The sequence below is a fragment of the Desulfovibrio sp. 3_1_syn3 genome (genome assembly GCF_000145315.2).
GTDB lineage: Bacteria > Desulfobacterota > Desulfovibrionia > Desulfovibrionales > Desulfovibrionaceae > Desulfovibrio > Desulfovibrio fairfieldensis.
In genome coordinates this window covers 362,875-379,676 of record NZ_ADDR02000001.1, presented here as the reverse complement: position 1 = coordinate 379,676, position 16,802 = coordinate 362,875, and the positions used below count along the sequence as shown (strand labels likewise).

Here is a 16,802-nt window from a genome sequence, read left to right as displayed (position 1 = left end):
TCTGTTCACTCGCGCCGGGACCGGAGAGCGGACAGCGGCGGCGGGTGCCCGGCACACGCACTGCGTCGGGAGAGCTGACGCCCGTTTTTTCCCCGCTGCCGGGACAGCGTTTTTGCCTATCATGTGATCCTCGTTAAGCTTTCCTTATTGGCAAAATTACCAATGAAATGTCCAAAAAAATTTGCCGTGGGAAGTTATTGCTTGCGCAACATATCCATTTGCGCCAGGACGCGTTTTTCCACCAGTTCGCCGGTGCATTTCAAAAAGGTTTCCAGGCAGCAGATCGCCAGGCGGTAATAGATGTTTGTGCCTCTTTTCTCGGAGGCCACCACGCCCGCTTCCCGGAGCACGGAAAGATGCTTGGAGACCGTGGACATATCGTCCCCCACCAGGGCTTGCAGGTCGCAGACGCATTTTTCGCCGTCCCGCAGGGCGTCCACCATGAGCAGGCGGCTCGGATGTCCGAGCGCCTTGAAGATTCTGGCTTGCTCCGCAATATATTTTTTATGCCTGTCCATAATTTTTGGCTTTTTAGCCAAATAGTCAGTTTTCTTTCTTCCGTCAAGACGAAAGCGTCAATCTGGCGCGTGGCCGGGCGGAAGGAGCGGCCCCGTCCGCGGGTTCCGGAAGGCAAGATGTTTCCGGCAGGCACTCCGGCCGCCTTAGAGCAGTTTTTTAAGGTAGTATGTTCTAATGATTGGCGGTGCTCGCCGGTCTGTGCGGCGCGAGGTGGAACGACAGTGGCCGGTATACGGAAATCAGGCACATGGACAGGATGACTGTCAGTTGCAACGCGCCTTCCCACATGCTTTCCGGCAAAATGCAGGCCCGCACGAAACGCAGCGGCCCGTCCAGGCCCAGAGGCACGAGCACGGCGATGAGGTCGTCGCCCCAGGGCCCCCAGAACATGGTACCCCAGAAGCCCGCGCAGAGGCTGATCAGCCATTTGTAGCCGATCCAGGCGAATTTGAAGAAGCCGATGGACGTGCAGGTGGAGTAGAACAGGCCGCTCAGCAGACAGCCCGCAAGCCCGGGCATGACAACCCAGGTGTCCACGAAATGCAGGCACCGGGCCACCTGCGCGGCAAAGGCCGCATTGTCGGTGGAGAGCCGCAAAAAGCTGAGCGCCTGCATGGAAAGCGCGCCGCCTGCCCAGGCCGTGGCCGCGAGCAGATGCAGGGCCTTGGTGCCTTTGATGATGATATTGTCGCGCGCGCTGAACCCTTTGCCCAGCCTGCCGTAATTTCTCACCATTTCGTTCAGCATGCCGATCCCTCACAGCTGCGAAGCCCAAAGCCGGTTTTGCCTTGGCTCTGGATATGTCTGTTGCACGGTCGCTCCTGCCGCCTGGTTGGAAATTTTTAGTATAGACGCTTTATGGTTATCGGCAAGATTTGCTTGTTTGCTCAAACAATATTGTCGGGCATAAGCATCGCTCAGGGTGCACGGAGGGTAGGCAATGATATCGGGCTGACGGCATTTCCGGGTGTCCCAACGCTGAAACGCCCGGCAAGCGCGGCATGGCGCGGTACCTAAACAGGCGGCTCCAAGCCGCTGCCAATGTACATTCTCCGTTAGCCTGTCCTGGGAGCCGTTTCTAAATTGTCTTTTTGGCCTTTGCCAGCGCCAGGCTCGCCCCGTGCGAAGGTCGGGTTTGCATATATTCCCCCCGCCCAGGGCTCGCCTTTCCTGGAGAGAACGAAAATCCTTATTTCGAAACAGCTCCCGGGTGGCCTTGTCCAGCAGAATATTGTTTGATTAATCAAACAATATTCTGCTGGACAAGGCCCGTGCTTGGAGCCATTATCCCGCCGTTGTCCGCCTGCCGCTACGGAGCGCGGGCAGCCGGGTTGCGCGCCGCTCAAGCGGCGCGGCGGAGGAGTGTATGCTGGAAGCCCTGTTCGCGGTTGTTCCTGTTTTTTTGATCATCGGCATGGGCGTGCTGCTGCGCGCTCGGGAGGTACTGCCCGAAAGCGCGGGCCCGGTCCTGGGCGTCTATGTGCTCAAGCTGGCCCTGCCGCTGCTGATTTTGCACATCCTGGCCGGTGCGCATCCCGGCGATCTGGCCCACGGCGGCTTCTGGGCCGGGGTCATCGGCTCGCAACTGATCGTCTACGCTCTGGGCTACTGGGGCGACCGCCTCTTCTGCCGTCGGGGCGCGGGCCCGGCCGTGATCTCCGCCCTGAGCTGCAGCGCCTGCAATACGGCCTTTGTGGGCCTGCCCATTGTGACCAATCTGCTGCCCGGAAATCAGGAGGCCCTGCTCATCGCGGGCCTGGCCACCCTGACCACCAACATCGTGATGATCATGGGGCAGGCCCGGCTGGATATGCTGGCCGGGGCGGCGGCCTGGAGCGACGGCTCACGTTCCAGGGTCGCGACCCTGCTGCGGGTCTTTATCCTGGGCAATCCTATCCTGCTCGCCACCCTGGCCGGGGTGGCCCTGTCCTTGTCCGGCCTGGGGCTCTGGGCCCCGCTGGACCGCACGGTCAGTCTGGTGGGCTATACGGCGGCCCCCTGCATGCTGCTGGCCCTGGGGCTGGATCTGCGGCAAAAACTGGCCCTGACCATGCACCGGGCTGAAGGGCATGCCGCGCTGCGCCAGGTCTGGCTGATTTCCTGCAAGTTGCTGCTGCATCCGCTGCTCTGCTGGGCCATCATGTGGCTGCTGGGCATTTCCGGGGCCTGGCTGGCTATCGGCGTGATCATGAGCGGCACGGCCACGGCCCTGATTGTTACGGTCCTGGCCGAGATCTATGGCGCCGTGCCCGAGGAATCCGCGCTCACGGCCGTACTCTCCAATGCCTTGAGCATGTTCACGCTGACCGGTTTTGTCTGGCTGTTCATGCGCCTGGGCATGATTTAGAGCGTTTTGATATTGAAAATATCTCAACGCGCGGTGTGGATTTTCACGGAAAATCCGCACCGCGAAATTATCGCAAGGCGCATTTACTTCGCCGTTAAGCGATAATTTCAAGCGCAAAATGCTCTAGAGCCTGTTAACACTATTTTAGAGCTATAACAATCAACGCAAAGACGACAAAGGCCAGGAACATGACATCGAGCTTATCGAAGCGAGTAAAAACACGGCGGAAGCCTTTGAGCCTCCTGAAAAGCCGTTCTACCTCATTACGTCTTTTGTATAGCTCTTTGTCATACTCCCACGGTTTCAGTCGGTTGGGATTGGGCGGCACCACCGGAGTGAAGCCCAACTCACGTCCCAAGCGAGTCGTTTCATTACCCTCATATGCGCCATCCATAAGCAAGCTGCACGGCGCTGGCATCGGCCCCAACTGGACAAGCAGCCTGCGCCCCTCGGGGGCATCGCCGGCGTTGCCGGGAGTGAGGCTGAAATTCAACGCGCATTCAGCATTCGCGGCAACCATATGAAGCTTGGTCGTCCAGCCGCCTCTGGACTTTCCGATGGACTGCGGACCTGTTTTTTTAAGGCCCCTGTTCCATCGGGATGAACCTTAACAATAGTACTGTCGAGAGAAACTGCTTCTATTTTAAGGCGGAGTATCTGCTCTTGTTGAAGGCGTTCAAATATACGGTCAAGAACTCCGTTCTTGCTCCAGCGGTTCATGCGCGTGTAGATGCTGTGCCAACAGCCAAAATTTTTCGGCAGTCCACGCCATTTACACCCATGCTCCGCAACGTACAGAATCGCATTCAACACCTGGAGATTGTCAAAACGGACATTACCTCTTTGGCGCGGGAAGCAGTCAGCGATTCTCTCATATTGTTCGCGAGTAATTTGCATAAGACATTCTTACGGAATACTCGCTCTTTGTCAAATAGTGTTAACAGGCCCTAAAGACGCGGTGAGCGGCGCGGCGGGATCAGAGGCGCACCTCCTGCGAGAGGTAGATCAGCTCTTCCGTGATGGTCAGCAATTCCTCAATGAGGCCGCCGCCGTGCATGGGGTGCCCGAACAGGGCTTCGCGCTGGTTGTCGAGGCCGCGTTGGTCCACGGCGTCGGGCAGGGTGGGAGAGAGGGTTTCGGCCAGACGGCAGGCCAGCAGATAGCCTTCGGCCCCGGCGGCGAACAGGGAGCTCAGCTCCGCGAAACGGGAACTAACGTCGCGCCAGTAGTCCAGGGCCTCGCCGGAAGGCGCAAGATTCACGGCCGTGCAAAGCGCCGCGTGCAGATTGTTGCAGGCCGCGCCGGGCAGGCCCGTGCGCCAGCCCCAGAGCCAGGGCGCGCGCCGGAAAAAGAGGTGATGCTCAACCGCCAGGTCCAGCAGGGCGCGGGTTCGGCGCAGGGCGTCCAGCAAAGGCATCGCCGTCGTGTAGTCCGGCCAGGCCGGTACGGGTTCGCCCAGCTCCCAGCCCGGCACCAGATCACGCCGGGGCTCCAGGGCCGCCAGGCGGCGCAGGAGATGGACCAACCAGGCGTTGGCGTCCGGACTCTGCGGGGTTTCCAGATGTGAGTAGCTCAGCACGTAGCGGCCTTGGCCGTACGCGCCGCTGACCACCAGGGGCTGATCCGTGAGGAAGTCCGCTGAAAGATTGATGCCGTACAGGGCCTGCCATGCTTCGAAGACATGCGCCGGAATGCGCTGCAAGGGCAGGTCCGCCAGCCAGAAATCCGCGTCCGGCGCGTCATAGGCCGCCAGCACGCACACTTCTTCCGTGTTTTCCGGCGCGAAACGTCCCGGCCACCAGACCGGCAGGGAAAGGGACGCGTTGTTCCTGCTTCCGGCGGCTCCCGACGGAAGCAAGGGCGGAATTCCGGGCGGCGAAAGTTCTTCCCCGGCGCGGGCCCGCACCCGCACATGGCCGGAAATCAGATGATGCAGGCGCTGGGGATAGGCCGCGCGCGACCAGGGGCAGAGTTGCAGTCCGTCGCACGGGTCGCGGTGGCTGAGGGCCAGGCCCGCGCCGCCGCAGAAGCCCAGGTAGCCGCCGCCTTGTTCCAGATAGGCGCGCACGGCCGCGCGCCCGGCTTCGCCAAGGGCCAGGGCCTTGAGCCGGGCGTTGCCGCCCGGCACCACCAGCAACGGGGGCGGGATGGCGTTTTCGTATGCCCGGCAAGAGCCCGGCTTGCCTAAAAGCGCGCCTTCGGCTATTTCTTGGCCCTTAACCAGGCGGCAGGACAGTCCCAGGGCGCGCAACGCGCGCCAGGCCATGAGGCCCCAGATGTGGGACGCGTCCCATAACATGTAAATCGACTGCGCGGGCTGCATAGGCGCGCAGTATCGCCGCCTTTTACGGAGAAAGCAAGATGGCGGATACCCTCCCCAAGGGCTATGAGCCCCATGACGTGGAAGCCCGGTGGCGCAAGCACTGGGAAGAGAAAAAAACCTTCACGCCCGACCCGGACGCGCCCGGCGAGCCCTATTCCATCGTCATTCCGCCGCCCAACGTCACCGGGGCCCTGCACATCGGCCACGCCCTGAATTTGACGCTCATCGACGTGCTCTGCCGTCACGCCCGCCAGAAGGGCAAGAACGTGCTCTGGGTGCCGGGCACGGACCACGCGGGCATCGCCACCCAGAACGTGGTGGAGCGGGCCCTGGCCAAAGAGGGCAAGACCCGCCGGGATCTGGGCCGCGAAGCCTTTGTGGAAAAAGTCTGGGAATGGCGCGCGGACTACGGCCACCGCATCCTGAACCAGATCGGGGCCCTGGGCTGCTCCGTGGACTGGACGCGCCTGCGCTTCACCATGGACGAGGGGCTTTCGGCGGCGGTGCGCAAGGTTTTCGTGCAGCTCTATGATGAAGGCCTGATCTACAAGGGCCACTACATCATCAACTGGTGCTCGCGCTGCCACACGGCCCTGGCCGACGACGAAGTGGAACACGAGCAGAGCAGGGGCAGGCTTTGGAGCGTGCGCTACCACCTCACGGACGGTTCTGGCTCCATCGTCATCGCCACCACCCGCCCCGAAACCATTCCCGGCGACACGGCCGTCTGCGTGCATCCCGAGGACGAACGCTATGCCCATCTGGTGGGCAAAACCGCGCGCGTGCCCGTGCTGGGACGCGAGGTGCCGATCATCGCGGACAACTATGTGGACCGCGAGTTCGGCACCGGCGCGTTGAAGGTCACACCCTGCCATGACCACAACGACTGGCTGCTGGGCAAAAAGCACAATCTGGAATTCGTGCAGGTCATTGACGAAAACGGCGTCATGAAAGCCGAGGCCGGGCCTTACGCGGGCCTGAACAAGGAAGAATGCCGGGACAGAATCGTGGCCGACATCGAAGCCGCCGGGGACCTTGTGGGCGTGACGGAGCTGGAACACGCCGTGGGCCACTGCTACCGTTGCCATACGGTGGTGGAGCCGCACGTCTCCCCCCAGTGGTTCGTGGCCACCACCAAAATGGCCCCGTCCGCGCGCGCCGCCGTGCCGGAACTGACCAGAATTTTTCCGGAATCCTGGCTCAAGACCTATTACCATTGGCTGGACAACACCCGAGACTGGTGCATCAGCCGTCAGATCTGGTGGGGCCACCGCATCCCGGCCTGGACCTGCAAAGCCTGCGGCAAGCTGATCGTGGCCGAGGAAGCACCGGACGTCTGCCCCGTGTGCGGTTCGGATCATCTGGAGCAGGACGAGGACGTGCTGGACACCTGGTTCTCCTCGGCGCTCTGGCCTTTCTCCACCATGGGCTGGCCGGAACAGACCAGGGATCTGGCGCGCTGGTACCCCACCTCGGTGCTGGTCACGGGCTTTGACATCATCTTCTTCTGGGTGGCCCGGATGATGATGATGGGCCTGCACTTCATGAAGCAGGTGCCCTTCCGTGACGTCTATCTGCACGCCCTGGTGCGCGACGCCACGGGCCGCAAGATGTCCAAATCCACGGGCAATGTTATCGATCCCCTGCTCATGATCGAGAAATACGGCTGCGACTCGTTGCGCTTCACGCTGACGGCCTTCGCGGCCATGGGCCGCGACATCCGCCTGTCCGAAGAGCGCATCGAAGGCTATCGCCATTTTGTGAACAAGCTTTGGAACGCCGCGCGCTTCGCCCTGATGAACCTGCCGGAGGAAGCGCCCGCGTCCGTGAACCTGGAAAATGTACGGGGCCTGCACCATCAGTGGATTCTGCAGCGTCTGGAAATGGCCAAGCTGGACATGGACCAGGCCCTTGCGGACTACCGTTTCAATGACGCGGCCCAGCTCGGCTACAAATTCCTCTGGAACGAGTTCTGCGACTGGTATCTGGAACTGATCAAGCCCGACATGCAGTCTGACGACCCCGCGCGCAAGGCTGCGGCCCAGTATGTGCTCTGGCTGGTGCTGCGCGAACTGCTGGTGCTGCTGCATCCCATCATGCCCTTTGTCACGGCCGAGATCTGGCGCGCCCTGCCCGTGCCCGCCGGGGAACAGCCCACGGATCTGGCCCTGGAGCCCTATCCCTCGTTGCGCCCCGGCTGCGCGCGTGAGAGCGAAGCCTGCCGCATGGAGCTGATCCAGGGCGTGATTGTGGCCGTGCGCACCATCAAGGCCGAACTGGGCATCAGCCCCAGCCACACGGTAAGCCTGCTGCTCCATCCCGTGGACGAGGAACAGGCCGCCCTGCTGGAGGAAAACCGGGGCCTGATGATAACCCTGGCCCGCCTGGAATCCCTGAAACTGGGCGCGGAAGTGCACGCGCCCAAGGCGTCGGCCTCGGCCGTGGTCCAGGGCTGCCAGGTTATCGTGCCCCTGCGCGGGGCCGTGGACCTGGCCGGTGAGTTGGCGCGCCTGGACAAGGAACTGACCAAGCTGGAAAAAGACGTGACAGCCGTGAACATGAAGTTGAGCAACGAGAGCTTTGTGAGCCGCGCGCCCGCCGAAGTGGTGGCGCGCGAACGGGAACGCGCCGGGCAGTTGCTGGACGCCAAGGCCAAATTGCAGGCCCTGCGGGCCCGTTTCGCCGAGGCCCTGGCCGAAGAATAATCCCGGCGGCCCGGCCCAGGCGGGCCGGGCCGCTTCCCCTTTTTTCCGCGAGCGCGCCGCCCGCTTCCGGCGCGCGCCCGGAGGCAGCATGCCGCGTTTCGTACGTTGTATCCCGATTGTTTCCCTTGTCCTGATTTTCTCCCTGGCTGTTGCGCTGTCCTGGCCCGTATCTTGGCCCGTGTCGCGGGCCAGGGCCGCCGTGTCGGGCCAAAGCGCAGAGGATGCCGCGCATCCCGCTCCGGACTGGGACAAGAAGGGCGCGCCCGCGCCTGATTCCGCCGACCCCGCTCCCGGCCTGGAAGACGGCATGGATCTGCCGTCCGTCAAATCCGGCGGGCAGGCCTCTCCCGCCGCCGTGGTCAAGGAAATGCGCCCCCTGCTGGACATTCGGGCCCTGCGCCGGAGTCTGGACGACATCGGCCTGCTCAAGGCCGCGGGCTTTGCCTATCAGGAGGGCCTGACCGTGCCCAAGGACATCTGCCCCCAGCCCGGCGACCGGGATCAGGCGGCGGTGCTCAGCGGCATGGCGGCGTCGGATCAGGCCTACGCCCTGTTTTTCGGCAAGGCCGAGGACGCGGCGCGCGAAAACCGCCTTTTGCGCAAACTGAGCCCCAAGACCCATCTGCCCGTTCTGACCGCCAAGGAAAAGAACGTCTTGGCGAAAGATCCCACCGGCCCGGCCGGGCGGGAGATCATTGTCCGGCGTAGCGAGGCCCAGGTACGGGCCATGCTGGCGGCGGCCTCGCAAAACGAGGCCAATCTGCGCTTGCTGGGCGCGCATCTCTACGGCCTCTTTTTGGAGCGCCTGTATACCACGTCCGTCATGGTGCTGGCCGCCGCTGAAAGCGACACCCTGGAGCCGCTCCACAAGGTGCATGCGGCGTTGAGCACCAGTCAGGGCAAACTGGTGGAGATGCTGGCGCGGCGCGGCCTGCTCGGGAACGCGCGCTTCGCCGCAACCCGCCTGGAGACCGTGGACAGCCTGCTGCGCCTGTTGGCGAGCAATCACGGCCGCCCGAGCCTGGCCCAGATGGAGGAAGTTCTGGGCATTGTGCGCGAGGAGAGGGCCTCGTTTTTGACGCCCTGCCCCTAGAGCAGATTAACTTTGAAATTTTACAAATTTCAAAGTCGGCATTCTGGCGAAAAACGTGGTTTTCGCCAGAATCCACGCCGCGTTGCTCTCGATGCCTGTACGCCCTTTGGGCTACAGGCACGGCCCTACGGGCCGCCCGTCGGGTCGGTCTTCGCGGCGCGCCGCACCGTGTGCGGCGTTAGAGCAGTTCCAAAGTAAAAATGCTCCAGGGGGTGTCGTCATGAGTGTCTTTTCGGTTATCTCTGCGTCGAAATTCGTCTTTTATTCCGGTCGAGTACCATAAGAGTACACTCCCTTCATAACAGGCTCTTTCTCCTTGGTATAACACGAAAATCCATCTCATGACGACACCCTCTAGGTGTAATGTTTCAATAGATTGTTCAGCCTTCGTCCATTTTTGAACTCGTTGCCGGAGCAGTCCGGTCTTTCGGGTAACGGGATTCACGGCGCACCGCTCTCTGTCCGTCAGCCGCCGTTTTTCCGCTCCTCGCGCCATTTTCGGCCGGACGGACCGCGCATTGACAAAGCGGGCATTATCACTATGCTACAATAAAGGTCTTTCGGCACAACAACGGGATGTTCCGACGAGGGGCGTCCCGTTGCGTCGTTTTACGGGTGGCCGCATGCGCGGCCCCGCCAACCGAAGCCGACAGCGCCGGAGCTTTTGCCGGAGCGCCGCCCGTCCAACACGGGATGGCCGCCGCAACCAAGGGTTTTTGTGAACGCGAAACTAAAGGACGCCACCTCCACCCTCCGCAACCGCCTGGTCAACCGAGCTCTGCGCCTGGCCGACCAGGCCGCGGGCGTCCCCACTCTGGCCGCCGTCCGTTCGGCGCTTATCGTCATGCTGCCCTTCATGTTCCTGGGCTCTCTGGCGATTTTGCTGAACAGCTTTCCCCTGACCGCCTACAGGGACTTCATGGCCCATGTTTTCGGCCCGCGCTGGACCCTGTTCGGTGAGATCCTCTACAGCGGCACCTTTGCGATCATGTCCCTGAGCCTGGTCTTTTCCATCGGCCAGCATCTGGTGGACCAGTTTAACAGCGCCAGCCGGATTTTCCGGGCCAACCCGGTCATTGCCGGTCTGGTCAACCTGGCGGCCCTGTTCTGTCTTTTCCCGCAGTCGGCCTCGTCGGACAATCTGCGCTGGTTCGGCGTTTCCGGCCTGTTCGTGGCCCTGCTGGTGGGCCTGGCCTCCACCCGGCTGTTTCTGTTCTTTTTTTCCTTCAAGCAACTCCATCTGCATTTGCGCGGCGGCGCGCCGGACATTGCCCTGCCGCGTACCTTCAGCTCCTTTCTGCCCGGCATTCTGACCTTGCTGGCCTTTGCCGCCGTCGGCACGCTGCTGCACGGCACGGGTTCGTCCCTGCACGAACTGGCTTATCATTACATCCGCCTGCCTTTCGACGCCCTGCACGATGGTCTGGAGCGGAGCCTGCTCTATATCCTGTCCCTGCATGTGCTCTGGTTTCTGGGCATCCACGGGGCCAATGTGCTGGACCCCATTACCCACGATATTTATGGCGCGGCCATGCTTGCCAATGAAACCGCCGCCGCCGTGGGTCTGCCCCTGCCGCACATCATGACCAAGAACTTCATGGATGTGTTCGTGTTCATGGGCGGTTCGGGCGCTGGCATCTGTCTGGCGGGCGCGCTGATTCTGTTCGGCAAAACCCGCACCAGCCGGGGCCTGGGGTTTTTATCCCTGCTGCCCGGCATGTTCAACATCAATGAAATTCTGCTCTTCGGCCTGCCCGTGGTGCTCAACCCGCTGATGCTGATCCCCTTTGTGGGCACGCCCCTGATTTTGGCGGGCGTCAGCTATCTGGCGGTGGTCTGGGGGCTGGTGCCGGGCGCGAGTGTGGCCACGGAATGGACCACGCCCGTACTGCTCAACGGCTATCTGGCCACCGGCTCCCTGAACGGCTCTTTGCTGCAACTGCTGAACCTCTGCCTGGGCGTCTGCATTTACGCGCCCTTTGTGGTGCTGACCAACAAGGTCAACATCCGCCGCACCAACGCGGCGTTCAGCACTCTGACCGGGCGGATCTGCGGCGGGGACGGCGGCCCCTACAGCCGCCAGCAGGACGACGCGGGCACCCTGGCCCGCAGCCTGATTCTGGACCTGGAAAGGGAGAGCCGCAACGCCCAGGGCCTTTTTCTGGAGTACCAGCCGCAGATTTGTGCCCGCAGCGGCAGGGCGGTGGGCGTGGAATCCCTGCTGCGCTGGCGGCATCCGGCCTACGGGTCCATTCCCGCGCCCGTGACCGTGACCCTGGCCGAGGAATCCGGGCTGATCCGGCCCATCGGGATCTGGATTTTCGAAACCGCCTGCCGCACGCGCCGCCGCTGGCTGGACGCGGGCCTGACGGACCTGACCATGGCGGTCAATGTTTCCGCCTTGCAGCTGCAGGCCTCGCTGCCGGAGCGCTTTATGGAGATAACCCGCCGCTACCGCGTGCCGCCCGCGCTGATGAGCGTGGAAGTGACCGAATCCAGCGCCCTGGATTCCGGCTCGCCGGAAAGCCGGGTAGTGGCGCGCCTCCATGATCTGGGCTTTCCCATCGCCATTGACGACTTCGGCATGGGGCACAGCTCGCTGAAGTATCTTAAGCAGTTCCCGGTGAATTATGTGAAAATCGACGGCGAAATCACCAAGGAACTGGTCACCAATCCCATCTGCCGCGATATCGTCTCTTCCATCACCCGTCTCTGCCGGGCACGGGGCATGAGCTGCGTGGCCGAATTCGTGGAAAACGACGAACAGGTCGCCATCCTGCGCGAGGAGGGGTGCGACATTTTCCAGGGCTGGCGCTACAGCCCTGCCCTGCCCGAAGCGCAATGTCTGGCGTATCTTCAGCAAAACAGGACCGAGGGCGGCGAAGACTGCGCCGCCCTATCCGTCGCAACGCGGCCGGGGCCCGCCGCCGGGGAACGCTAGCCTGTGGCGGAACAACAGCAACGCCTGGTTCCGGGCGGTTTCCGCACCCTGCGGCTGCTTTGCCTTCCGGCGTTGTTCTGGGCATTGCTTTGGGCGTTGTGGCCCGCGCGTGCGGATGCGGCGGATACCACGGACAGTCCCGACAAGGGCAGCCCGGCCCGGACGCTCCTGCCCGAGGACAGCCCGCTCAGCCCCCTGGTAAACGACGCCCATCTCAGCGGCGGCCTGTATTTCTTCGGCCGGGACCGCCAGCGCTACGACGTGGACCGCAAAACCTACCGCACCAACCTGCGTCACGGTTCCCTTCAGGCCAATCTGGATCTGGTTTCCGGCTATGCCTGGGACCATCTGGGTTTTGATTTCGGCGCCTTCACCTCCCATGATCTGTTCAACTACGGCGCGCCGGACCATGAAATGGGCTACGTACCCTGGCAGGACCCCTGGCATCCGGACTGGAGCAGGCACTTCACGCTGAACGGCGTTTCCATCTATAAGGCCGCACTCAAGGCCAAGGCCGGTCCGGCCTGGCTGCGCGCGGGCTGGCTGCAGCCCGAAGGGCCCGGCGTGCTGGGCGTGAACTGGTCCATCATGCCCGGTTCTTGGCGAGGGGTGAACGCGGGGCTGGATTTCGGCGGCTTTTCCGTGGCCGGTATGGTGGCCGACACCTACAAAGCACCCTGGTTCCTGGACGAATACAAGCTGATGAAGAACGACGGCGAGAGCCATGTGCCCGGCGTCTGGAGCTTGGGGGCGCGCTACGCCTTTGACAACGGCATTACCCTGGAGGCGGCCTACGGCCAGTCGCCGGGTCATCTGCACAACGCCCATTTCAAGAGCAGCTGGGAGCTGCCCGCGGGACCGGGACGGCTGAAGTTCGGCTACCATCTTTACGCCATGGCCGACAGTGACGACGGCGACGGGGTCAACAACAATTTCGACGGCCCGGCCCTTCAGCACTATCTCTTCGGCCTGTATGAGCTGAATCTGTGGACCTTCCGCCTGGAAGGCACCTATACCGGCGCGCCCATGTCCGGGCCCTGGAGCCAGGGGCAGTTCGCCTACCGCCTGGCGGACCGCAACGGCGGAGCCAAGGGCGCCTATGAGGTCTGGTGGGATTCCCGCTCGGACTGGAACGCGGACGATGAAAAGGCGGTCTTCGCGGGCGTGGAGCGCCGTCTGGACGATATCCTTCCCGTAAAGGGCTTTTACGTGGGCGTGAGCGGGGCCGTGGGCTGGGACGGGCGGGGCTGGGGAACGTCCGAGCGCCTGCGCGAATGGGCCGTGAACGGCGATCTCGGCTATGTCAAACCCGACGGCCCCCTGGAAGGCGCTTTCGTCAAGCTGCATTACACGGAATATCGTAACGGTACGGACGCGCCCAGTTGGTCCGTGTACAAGAACGGTTTCCAGTCAGAGCACGATTTCAAGATTCTGATCGGCCTGCCGTTTTCGTTTTGAAGTAAAAAATTTGTCCGCAGGGCTAATCCCCGGAGAAAGTTTGCCGTAAAGCTGATCAAAAGGGTCATATATCAGCCGCGCCCCGAGCGGCCAATCGTGCGAATTTTTCGCGGGAGATGCGAGTATGCGTTGGCGAGACATCCGGCTTGTGTATAAATTGAGCCTTGCCTTTGGGGTGATTTTTCTGTTGTTCGGCCTGTACACTGTTTATAATTTCAAAGTCATCGGCGACATCTCCGGGGTTTCCGACGCCCTGGACCGCAGCAGCGAGTCCGAACTGACTCTGCTCAAGGCTGAAAACGCCCATTTCGTCTGGGCGGCCAATGTGGCGGCCTACCTCCTGGACGATACGGTGACCAGGCTCAATGTGGTCACCGACGGGCATCAGTGTACGTTCGGCAAATGGTTTTACGGCGAGGGCCGCAGGGAACTGGAACAACGCCTGCCCGCCGTGACCCCTATTCTGGACTCCCTGGAACAGCCGCATCTGGCCCTGCATGCGGTGGTGCCCGGCATCGTGGCGGCCCATGAAAAAGGCGATGATCAGAGCATGCAGACGCTCTACCGGGATGGAATCGCCACTAATCTGCTGCTGATCCGCCAAGGCCTGACCAAGGCCATCAAACTGGTGGACGAAGACCTCATGCGTTCCAACACGGCTCTGGCCAGGACCCTCGTCCAGAGCCGGAATGTGGCTCTGACCATGAGCGGCGGCATTCTGCTGGTCTGCGTGCTGCTGGCCGTCTTTCTCACCCGCAGCATCGCCGGGCCGTTGCGCCGTCTGGTGCTCTATGCCCAGGAAGTGGCGGGCGGCAATCTGCGCGAGCCCCGCATCGCCCAGAAAGACGAGGTGGGCCAGTTGAGCGCGGCCCTGGGCGTGATGGTCGGCACGCTCAAGCACAAGATCGAGGAAGCCCGCGAACAGACCGATATGGCCCTGGCTAAAAGCCGGGAGGCCGAGGAAGCCCTGGATTCGGCCAAAGTGGCCGCGCAGGAGACGGCGGCCAAGAATGATATGATTCTGGGGGCCTGCCAGCGCATCGAGGATGTGGTGAGCAATGCCAACCGCGCTTCGGGCGAGCTTTCAGCCGGTATTCTCCAATCCAAGAAGGGCGCGGAGGTCCAGGCTCGCAAAATTTCCGAGACCGCCTCGGCCATGGAACAGATGAGCGCCGTGGTGATCGAGGTGAGCCGCAACGCGACCTCGGCGGCGGAGCTTTCCGCCGGTGCCCGCCAGAAGGCCGAGGAGGGCGCGGACGTGGTGCTGGAAGTGACCCGGAGCATCCGCAGCGTGCAGGAGCAGTCCCGCAGGCTGAAAGAGGATATGCAGACCCTGGGCCAGCATGCCCAGGCGGTCAACAGAATCATGAGCGTGATCTCGGATATTGCGGACCAGACTAATCTGCTGGCCCTGAACGCGGCCATTGAGGCCGCGCGGGCCGGTGAATCCGGGCGCGGCTTCGCGGTGGTGGCCGACGAGGTGCGCAAGCTGGCCGAAAAAACCATGGCCTCAACCACGGATGTGGATAACGCCGTGCGGGCCATCCAGCAGAGTGCGGACAAAAATATGCGCCAGGTGGATGAAGCCGTGCAGACCATCGAGCAGGCCACGGAACTGACCGGCAGGTCCGGCGAGGCCCTGCGCGAAATCGTTTCCATTGTGGACGGCGCCGCCACCCAGGTGCGGGCCATTGCCACGGCCAGCGAGGAGCAGGCCGTGTCCAGCCGGGAGATGGCCGACGCCATCAACGAGGTGGATACGGTGGCCGGGCAGACCGCCCAGGCCATGAACAACGCGGCGCGATCCGTGGCGGACCTGGCCGGGCAGACCCGCACCCTGCACGCGCTGGTCACGGAAATGCGCGGCAAGGAGTAACGGGGCGCGGAAAAAGCGTGTTTTTTGTGTCCAGAGCGAAAAAGAAACATACTCTTGCGTCAGCTTTACTGTAACTTTGCGGTTATGTTACAAAAGCCGCATTTCCGCAAAACCAGCCCCCCGCTCACTTGCCGACAATATCGGCTGCGTTCGCGGGTCTAGAAGACGCACCGCTGGAGTCAAATGCATATCCGGAGTGGAGACATTCATTCGATTGCCCTGCGCGAAAGAGCAGGGCAGACGCATCTAAAAAAGATCTATAGACTGGGGGCTATGGAAGACCCTATTGAAATCACATTGGCTATTTTCCGTGACCTGCCTGACCCACGAGTAGAGCGCACAAAGATACATAGTCTTGGGACTATTATGTTTATTGCTTTATGTTCGTACTTGTCAGGCGGTGACGGCTTTTATGACATGGAAGATTATGCCCATGCCAGGCAGGATTGGCTCAGCAGCCATATAGGCATGCAAAGCATTCCCAGTCATGATACCTTCAACCGCGTATTTCAGGCAATTTCCCCGAGTTGCTTTGGCGAATGTCTCCTTGAATTATCCCGACGTCTTCGGGAGAAAGTGACCGGCGACATAGTGGCCTTTGACGGAAAAACACACCGGCGCACTACCAAGAAGAATGGGACAGCTTTACATATGCTCAACGCTTGGTCCGTGGAAAATCGTTTGGTTCTCGGACAACTGGCCGTAGAAGAAAAGAGTAATGAAATTACAGCCATTCCCCAATTAATGGATATGCTGGACTTGAAAGGGTGTGTAGTAACGGCCGATGCGCTCAACTGCCAAAAAGTTGTAGCGGCTAAAGCCATCGAGAAACAGGCTGCTTACCTTTTGGCATTGAAGAGCAATCATCCTATGTTTTACGAGGAAGTACGTATGCATATGGATGCTCTATCCTGTGACGTTCCACCGGGATTTGAACAAATTGAGAAAGAACATGGCCGTATTGAAACCCGGCGGTGTTGGCAATCACCTTCAATAGATTGGTATAGCGATAAGGAGCAGTGGGCTGGCTTGCAAAGCTTTGTACTTATTGAGTCAGTGCGTGAAAGTAGAGGAAAAATCGAGACAAACCGTCGTTACTACATAAGTAGTTTAGCTCAGGATGAAGTGCGTGCCGCTAAAAGCGTGAGAGCTCATTGGCAGATAGAAAACGCCTTGCACTGGTGTCTTGATGTAGTTTTTGATGAAGATCAAAGTCGAGCACGGGTTCGTAATGCGGGCAAAAATCTTGGAATTTTGCGAAGTATCTGCCTCAATTTACTTCGGCGCATGCCGGGGAAATCGAGCTTGAAGGGCAAGAGGTTCAAGATTGCGCTGAGTGAAGATTTCCTCCTTCAGGCTCTCAGAATTTAGATGCGTCTGCCCTGCGCGGCTGAGGCGAGGCTTGCCGGTCGAATGCGGTTCGGGCCGCCTTCCCGGCCTGAGCGGGAAAGGCGGCCCGATTGCGGGAAAGAGAGAAACGCCGTGCCCGGCGGGCAGGCCCATGCCCGCGTCACAGGCCCAAAGCCTCAATCGGGCGCGT

General features: G+C 61.5%; 11 protein-coding genes. 7 read left to right on the top strand and 4 right to left on the bottom strand.

What is annotated here, in order from left to right; genetic code table 11:
• Window positions 1-194: 194 nt before the first annotated feature.
• Window positions 195-518, bottom strand: a complete 324-nt coding sequence (locus tag HMPREF0326_RS01560; protein WP_008682259.1) for an ArsR/SmtB family transcription factor — start codon at window positions 516-518, stop codon at window positions 195-197.
• A 172-nt stretch (window positions 519-690) separates the two neighbouring features.
• Window positions 691-1,266 (bottom strand): hypothetical protein, encoded by a 576-nt coding sequence (locus HMPREF0326_RS01555; protein WP_008682257.1) that lies wholly within the window; start codon window positions 1,264-1,266, stop codon window positions 691-693.
• Between the two features lie 619 nt (window positions 1,267-1,885).
• Here HMPREF0326_RS01555 and HMPREF0326_RS01550 point away from each other — a divergent pair.
• Window positions 1,886-2,866, top strand: coding sequence for an AEC family transporter (locus HMPREF0326_RS01550; RefSeq protein WP_008682255.1), 981 nt, complete (start codon window positions 1,886-1,888; stop codon window positions 2,864-2,866).
• A gap of 139 nt (window positions 2,867-3,005) precedes the next feature.
• Here HMPREF0326_RS01550 and HMPREF0326_RS16545 read toward each other — a convergent pair.
• Both HMPREF0326_RS16545 and HMPREF0326_RS01540 read right to left on the bottom strand, forming a co-directional pair.
• Window positions 3,006-3,763, bottom strand: a protein-coding gene (locus tag HMPREF0326_RS16545; RefSeq protein WP_147568320.1) for an IS5 family transposase whose coding sequence is annotated in 2 segments (ribosomal slippage) — window positions 3,006-3,439 and window positions 3,439-3,763 — 759 coding nt in all. Because the reading frame shifts where the segments join, the coding sequence is not laid out codon by codon here.
• Window positions 3,764-3,842: 79 nt separating this feature from the next.
• The gene (locus HMPREF0326_RS01540) at window positions 3,843-5,189 is read right to left on the bottom strand and encodes a hypothetical protein (protein WP_008682249.1); all 1,347 of its coding nucleotides are present in this window, start codon (window positions 5,187-5,189) and stop codon (window positions 3,843-3,845) included.
• A gap of 38 nt (window positions 5,190-5,227) precedes the next feature.
• Between HMPREF0326_RS01540 and HMPREF0326_RS01535 the strand changes: the two genes are divergently transcribed.
• The 6 genes from HMPREF0326_RS01535 to HMPREF0326_RS01510 all read left to right on the top strand — a co-directional run bounded on the left by HMPREF0326_RS01535 (window position 5,228) and on the right by HMPREF0326_RS01510 (window position 16,633).
• Window positions 5,228-7,894 carry a valine--tRNA ligase gene (locus HMPREF0326_RS01535; RefSeq protein WP_008682247.1) on the top strand — a complete coding sequence of 889 codons (2,667 nt, stop codon included), beginning with the start codon at window positions 5,228-5,230 and terminating at the stop codon, window positions 7,892-7,894.
• 88 nt (window positions 7,895-7,982) lie between these two features.
• Window positions 7,983-8,987 (top strand): hypothetical protein, encoded by a 1,005-nt coding sequence (locus tag HMPREF0326_RS01530; protein ID WP_020990146.1) that lies wholly within the window; start codon window positions 7,983-7,985, stop codon window positions 8,985-8,987.
• A 718-nt stretch (window positions 8,988-9,705) separates the two neighbouring features.
• A complete protein-coding gene (locus HMPREF0326_RS01525) occupies window positions 9,706-11,928 on the top strand; it encodes an EAL domain-containing protein (RefSeq protein WP_020990145.1) in 2,223 nt (740 codons plus the stop codon).
• Between the two features lie 3 nt (window positions 11,929-11,931).
• A complete protein-coding gene (locus HMPREF0326_RS01520) occupies window positions 11,932-13,386 on the top strand; it encodes an OprD family outer membrane porin (RefSeq protein ID WP_009303007.1) in 1,455 nt (484 codons plus the stop codon).
• Between the two features lie 124 nt (window positions 13,387-13,510).
• Window positions 13,511-15,262, top strand: a complete 1,752-nt coding sequence (locus tag HMPREF0326_RS01515; RefSeq protein WP_008682240.1) for a methyl-accepting chemotaxis protein — start codon at window positions 13,511-13,513, stop codon at window positions 15,260-15,262.
• Between the two features lie 273 nt (window positions 15,263-15,535).
• Window positions 15,536-16,633, top strand: a complete 1,098-nt coding sequence (locus HMPREF0326_RS01510; protein WP_035073053.1) for an ISAs1 family transposase — start codon at window positions 15,536-15,538, stop codon at window positions 16,631-16,633.
• Window positions 16,634-16,802: the final 169 nt, after the last annotated feature.